Below are 4458 nucleotides of genomic sequence, written 5' to 3'. Positions count from 1 at the left end.
GTTTTGTACATATCCATCATGTCGCCGTAGCGGGCGAACACGTAGATGATGCCGTCCTTACGAATTTCACCGTAGAACGGGTTGCCCGGCACCAGGCTGACATCCAGAAAACGCGCCGCAGCCACGTCTTTGAGGGCCAGGTTCTGGTCTTCTGCTTTCAGACCAAGAACGATCGAGCGACCGAAGTTGTCCTTTTTTTCCAGCGGCTTGAGCACGGGGGCCTGGCCGGTTTGCAGGTACTGGGTAAACACGGCGTAGTCGTCGAATACCACCACTTCGCTCTGGGTACGCACCTGATACCAATCGGTGTTGTTTGCCGCTACGTCCGGCGCCTTGGGCTTGGCAGGCGTTTGCGCCGTGCTGGCGCAGGCGCTGACAGCAGCGGCCAGCAACGCAATGGCGACGGGTTTGATGTAACGCGACTTGGTAAACAACATGGCAACTCCTCTGAGGTAAACGCAGGCTTGCAAACTGCCCGAGTTCCGTGACGGAGGAATTAATTTTTGATGTATGAATGATGACAATAGGCGCTGCCTGCTTTTCACCCGTCGTCCCCGCGAAAGCGGGGACCCAGAATGGCGCGACGAACACCGGTCCTTAGAGATTCTGGATTCCTGCCTTCGCGGGAATGACGAAGCGGGGACCGCGGTTTAATGCCCGCCGCTAGCCTCAGGCCCCGCCTTGGCGGTAAACGGCGGCTTGGCCAGCCAGACGATCACGATCAACGCCATAAACATCCAGCCCAGCAAGGTGAAGTAGTCGATGGTCGACATCATGTAAGCCTGGCTGGTGACCATCTGGTCTAGCTGCGTATAGGCCTGCGGGCTGGCGCCGCCGAGGTTATGCAGCGCTTGCTGGGTGGCCGGGTCGTAGGCGCTGACGCTTTCGGTCAGGTACGCATGGTGCTGATCGGCGCGGCGGATCCAGATCCAAGTGGTCAGTGATGCGGCAAAGCTGCCGCCGAGGGTACGCAGAAACGTCGCCAGGCCGGAACCTTCGGCAATCTGATTAGGGGGCAGATCGGACAGCAGAATGGTCAAGGTCGGCATAAAAAACAGCGCCACGCCAATCCCCATAAACAGTTGCACCAGGGCGATATGCTGGTAGTCCACTTCGTTGGTAAAGCCGGCGCGCATAAAGCAGCTCAAGCCCATTGCCAGAAACGCCAAACCAGCCAGCACGCGCAGGTCGAACCGTGCCGCGTACTTGCCTATAAACGGCGACATCAGCACCGGCAATATCCCCAACGGCGCGGCGGCAAAGCCGGCCCAGGTAGCGGTATAGCCCAGCCGGGTTTGCAGCCACTGCGGCAAAATCAGGTTGATGCCAAAGAAGCCGGCATAGCCCAACACCAGCACCAGGGTGCCGTAGCGAAAGTTGCGGTAGGCAAATAGACGCAGGTTGACCACGGGGTGAGCATCGGTCATTTCCCAGATAACAAAAAAGGCCAAGGCCACCACCGAAATCGCAGTGCCCACGATGATAAAGGTCGATTCAAACCAGTCAGCGTCATTGCCTTTATCGAGCACGATTTGCAACGCGCCCACGCCGACAATCAACGCCATCAGCCCGACGTAGTCCATCGGTTGACGGCTGGTAACGACCGGGCGATCCGCTAACTGTTGGCGCACTACAAACGCCGCGAACAACCCAATGGGCACGTTGATAAAGAAGATCCACGGCCAGCTGTAGTTGTCGGTAATGGTGCCGCCCAGAATGGGTCCGGCAATCGGCGCCACCACCGTCACCATGGCCAACAAGGCGATGGCCATACCTCGCTTCGCTGGCGGATAGATGGCGATCAACAAGGTTTGCGCCATCGGGTACAACGGCCCGGCGACCACGCCCTGCAATACACGAAAGCCCACCAGCTCGGGCATAGAGCGCGAGATACCACAGAGAAACGAGGCCAACACAAACAGCAGCGTGGCCCACATAAATAACTTCACTTCGCCGAAGCGCCGGCTTAACCAGCCGGTCAGCGGCAAGGCAATGGCGTTGCTCACCGCAAAGGATGTGATCACCCAAGTGCCCTGCTCCGAGCTGACGCCCAGGTTGCCGGAAATGGTCGGCAGAGCAACGTTGGCGATGGTGGTGTCGAGCACCTGCATAAAGGTCGCCAGCGACAGGCCGATGGTGGCAAGCACCAGGCTGGGGGGCGTAAACGAAGCTTTGGCGTCCATGGCAAATCCTGGGCGGCTCTTACATCGGAAGCTAGGGCTCAGCGCTTAACGCTGAGCGGTTTTAGCCACGGCACTGTTTTGTTTGATCAACTGCTGAATCAGCGCATCGGCCTGGGCCAATTGCTGCTGGTAGACGGCGGTTTCCAGCGTCGGTTTGGCCGGCGGTTTCTGCGCCAATACCGGACCACTCTGGTCATGCAAATCCACGTCGACTTGAGTCGACAGGCCAATGCGCAAGGGGTGGGTTTTCAACTGTTCAGGGTTGAGCACCACGCGCACCGGCACGCGTTGAACGATCTTGATCCAGTTACCCGTGGCGTTTTGCGCCGGCAGCAAGGCAAAGGCGCTACCGGTGCCGGCGCCCAAGCTGTCGATGGTGCCGCTGAATTTCACGTCATCGCCGTACAGGTCGGAGGTGACTTCCACCGGCTGGCCAATGCGCATTTCACGCAGTTGGGTTTCTTTGAAGTTGGCGTCAATCCACAGTTGGTCCAACGGAATCACCGCCATCAGGCTGGTACCCGGCTGCACGCGCTGGCCCAACTGCACGGTGCGCTTGGCCACGTAGCCGGTCACCGGCGCAATCAGCGTGGTGCGGGCGTTTTCCAGGTAGGCCTGGCGCAACTGTGCGGCGGCCGCCTGCACGTCCGGATGGGAGGCGACCTCGGTGTCTTCGACCAATGCGCTACTGGTGTTCAGGCGCTGCTGGGCATCGCTCAACGAGCCTTGCGCAGCGGTCAGGTCATCGCGGGCGTGGGACAGTTCTTCCTGGGAAATTGCGCCACTGGCGGCCAGGGTTTTACGCCGATTGAAGTTTTCCTGAGCTTTCTGCACCGCCGCTTTCTGCGCCGTGACCTGGGCTTTCAGGCCGTCGACATTGCTGTACAAGCCGCGCACCTGGCGCACGGTACGGGCCAGATTGGCTTCGGCACTTTGTAGGCTCACTTGCGCATCGTTCGGGTCGAACTTGAGCAGCACCTGACCTTGCTGAACCAGGTCGCCATCGTCGGCGCCAATACTGATTACGGTGCCGGTGACCAGCGGCGTAATGGACACCACGTTGCCATTTACATAGGCGTCATCGGTATCAACGCTAAAGCGCCCATACAGGTGATACCAGGCCCAGGTGCCGGCACCGACGGCGAGCACCAGAACCAGCAGGCCGAGCAACATGGCTTTGCGTTTGCCCGGGTTGGCATTGGTTTGTTCGGAATGTTCGGTAGAAGTGGCCATGGCGATTACCTTGTTTGTTCAGGCTGAGGGGCGGCGTTGCTGGCTGGGGTGGCCGCAGCGAGCTGCTCGCCTTGGTAACCCCCGCCAAGGGCCTGCATCAGTTGGATCGACAAATCGATTTGCTCGGCATTCAGGCTGGCGAGCTGGCGTTGCGACTGCAGCAATTGCTGTTCGATGGTCAGCACGTCCAAGTAGTTGCCGATGCCCGAGCCAAAGCGCTGCACCGCGGTGTTGTACGACTGCTGGGAGACATCCGTGGCACGCTGCTTGGCGACTATTTGCTGGGCGATGGCGTGCAGTTGGTTAATGGTGTCGCTGACCTGGTTAAGGGCGCTGACCAGGCTTTTGTTGTACTGGGCAACGGCCAAGTCGTAGTCGGCGTCACGGCTGTCGAGGTCAGCACGCAGACGGCCGCCGTCAAAAATCGGCAGCGAGATCGCCGGGGCAATATTGAAGAAGCGGCTGGGCGCACCAAACAACGAATCGCCCAGCAGCGACTGGGTGCCAGCGGCCGCCGTGAGGTTCACGTTGGGGTAGAACTGGGTTTTGCCGGCGTCGATGCTTTTGCTCGCTGCCTCTACCCGCCAGCGCGCAGCCACCAGGTCAGGACGGCGGCCTAACAGTTCGGCGGGCAGGGTTGAAGGCAAAGCTACGGCGCTGGGTTGCAGCACAGCTGGGCGGACGATTTCATTACCACGGTCCGGGCCTTTGCCGAGCAGTACGGCCATGGCAACACGTGCGCTTTGCAGGCGTTTTTCGGCATCGATCAGTTGCTCTTGCGAGCTATCGGCCAGGCTTTCGGTTTGCTGGTACTGGTATTCGCTGTCGATGCCCGACTGCAGGCGACGCTTGCCGAGGTCGAGCATTTCCCCGGTGCGTTTCACGTCCTGCTGCGCCAGGTCACGGACAATGTATGCCTGACCCAAATCGCTATAAGCACGGGCCACGTCGGCGGCCAGGGTCAGCGAGGCGGCTTGGCGGTCAACCTCTGCCGCACGGGCCTGGCCCAACGCCGCCTCCCAGGCAGCGCGCTCGCCGCCCC

4 protein-coding genes are annotated in these 4458 nt (G+C 60.2%); all 4 read right to left on the bottom strand.

The window, feature by feature from the left end; all coding sequences use genetic code 11:
• Positions 1 to 437 (bottom strand): hypothetical protein (locus AAAB16_RS18640; protein ID WP_340664669.1); only part of this gene is annotated, 437 nt, incomplete at its 3' end.
• A 213-nt stretch (positions 438 to 650) separates the two neighbouring features.
• The gene (locus AAAB16_RS18635; RefSeq protein ID WP_340664668.1) at positions 651 to 2183 is read right to left on the bottom strand and encodes a DHA2 family efflux MFS transporter permease subunit; all 1533 of its coding nucleotides are present in this window, start codon (positions 2181 to 2183) and stop codon (positions 651 to 653) included.
• Positions 2184 to 2228: 45 nt separating this feature from the next.
• Entirely contained in the window at positions 2229 to 3416 is a 1188-nt protein-coding gene (locus tag AAAB16_RS18630; protein WP_340664667.1) for an efflux RND transporter periplasmic adaptor subunit, read from the bottom strand.
• A 5-nt stretch (positions 3417 to 3421) separates the two neighbouring features.
• The coding region (locus AAAB16_RS18625) for an efflux transporter outer membrane subunit (protein ID WP_340664666.1) at positions 3422 to 4458 on the bottom strand (1037 nt) is incomplete at its 5' end.

Source organism: Pseudomonas sp., assembly GCF_037994325.1.
Lineage (GTDB): Bacteria > Pseudomonadota > Gammaproteobacteria > Pseudomonadales > Pseudomonadaceae > Aquipseudomonas.
The sequence above is the reverse complement of the archived record's forward strand: the minus strand, read 5'-3'. Positions and strand labels throughout refer to the sequence as shown.